Below are 1,140 nucleotides of genomic sequence, written 5' to 3' on the forward strand. Positions count from 1 at the left end.
ATGCACTGTGGATCTGCGAGGCCCGCGCTTGCCGCGCGCGCCGATTGTTTCGTCCGCTTCTGCCATGCCGTCCCCACCCCGAAAACCAAGGCCGAACCCTCCTCCGCGGTTCGTCGGCGGAATCTGCCCGAGAAGCATTAAGGATCCGCTAACCTTAACGGTCGGTTGGACAGGATTGCGCGGCGCGGTCTGCTTCATTCCGCCCGGTTGTCGGCGGGGTCGAACCCGCTATATAAGCAACGGCAGGGGTATTGCTGATGCTTGGACGGATTGTGCCTTTTTTCATGGGGCTGGCGCTGCTTTTCGGCGGCGGTTGCTCGCGCAGTTATGACGGCACGGTCGTCATCCCGAGACCGCTTGATGTCCGGCGATTCTGGGATCGGCCGCCACCGAATGTCGACTATGGGCAATCCGAGGTCGAGAACGGCGCTTTTCCTGTGGCGCCGCAGCCGGACCGGCGTTTTTCCGAGCGCAAGGTCAGCCATGCCGCACCGAGACGGCACCAGACGAGGTTGCCTGCGTCCGCTTCCCTATCGGCGCCAGCGAAGCCGCTGACCTGCAGGAACGTCAGCGAGCCTGGCAAGAGAGCTCGCATGGTCTGCGATTAGATCGGAGCGGGTCCCTAAAAGCGGGACCCGGTTTTCGGATGGGATGCGATCAAGACGCGATCCGCGGATAGCTTCGGTGACCCGGCCTCACAGTGAAGCAGCGCCCTTTTTCGGCTCCTTCGCACCGAGCTTGTCGAGTGCAAGACGAACCTGACGCAGATCTTCCTGCCAGCCGTCATCGTCGTCCATCGGACCCTCCGAGGCAGCCCGCTGCAGCCCACGCGCCTCGGATTCGATCTCGCGCAGTTCGGCGATTTTCTGTTCGGTGGTCAGCGAGTCATCTTCGACGATCTCCAGTACCCGCATTTCCCGGAACGTAGCCACGGCGTTTCTCCCGGCTGATGTCGATCACAACGCCATGAGCGCCTCTCTGTTCCAGCCGGATCAGGCAACCGCATCGCAGCAGGCACGCCGCAACCGGTGATCGCCAATTGGGGAAGCCGGCGATCATTCGGCCGGGAAAAACGCCGGGCCGACCACGCGCACCGACCGCTTGCCGGCCTCGATCGAAAGGTGCTGGGCGGCACCTGGC

Annotated in this window: 2 protein-coding genes; one reads left to right on the top strand and one right to left on the bottom strand. The window is 63.3% G+C overall.

Going from position 1 to position 1,140, the window contains the following annotated elements:
• The first annotated feature begins 257 nt into the window (after positions 1-257).
• The gene (locus tag EN879_RS36685) at positions 258-608 is read left to right on the top strand and encodes a hypothetical protein (RefSeq protein WP_013529266.1); all 351 of its coding nucleotides are present in this window, start codon (positions 258-260) and stop codon (positions 606-608) included.
• 87 nt (positions 609-695) lie between these two features.
• Here EN879_RS36685 and EN879_RS36690 read toward each other — a convergent pair whose 3' ends face one another.
• Positions 696-932 carry a hypothetical protein gene (locus EN879_RS36690; RefSeq protein ID WP_013529265.1) on the bottom strand — a complete coding sequence of 79 codons (237 nt, stop codon included), beginning with the start codon at positions 930-932 and terminating at the stop codon, positions 696-698.
• Positions 933-1,140: the final 208 nt, after the last annotated feature.

The sequence above is a fragment of the Mesorhizobium sp. M7A.F.Ca.AU.002.02.1.1 genome, from assembly GCF_003998535.1.
Taxonomy (GTDB): Bacteria; Pseudomonadota; Alphaproteobacteria; order Rhizobiales; family Rhizobiaceae; genus Mesorhizobium; species Mesorhizobium ciceri.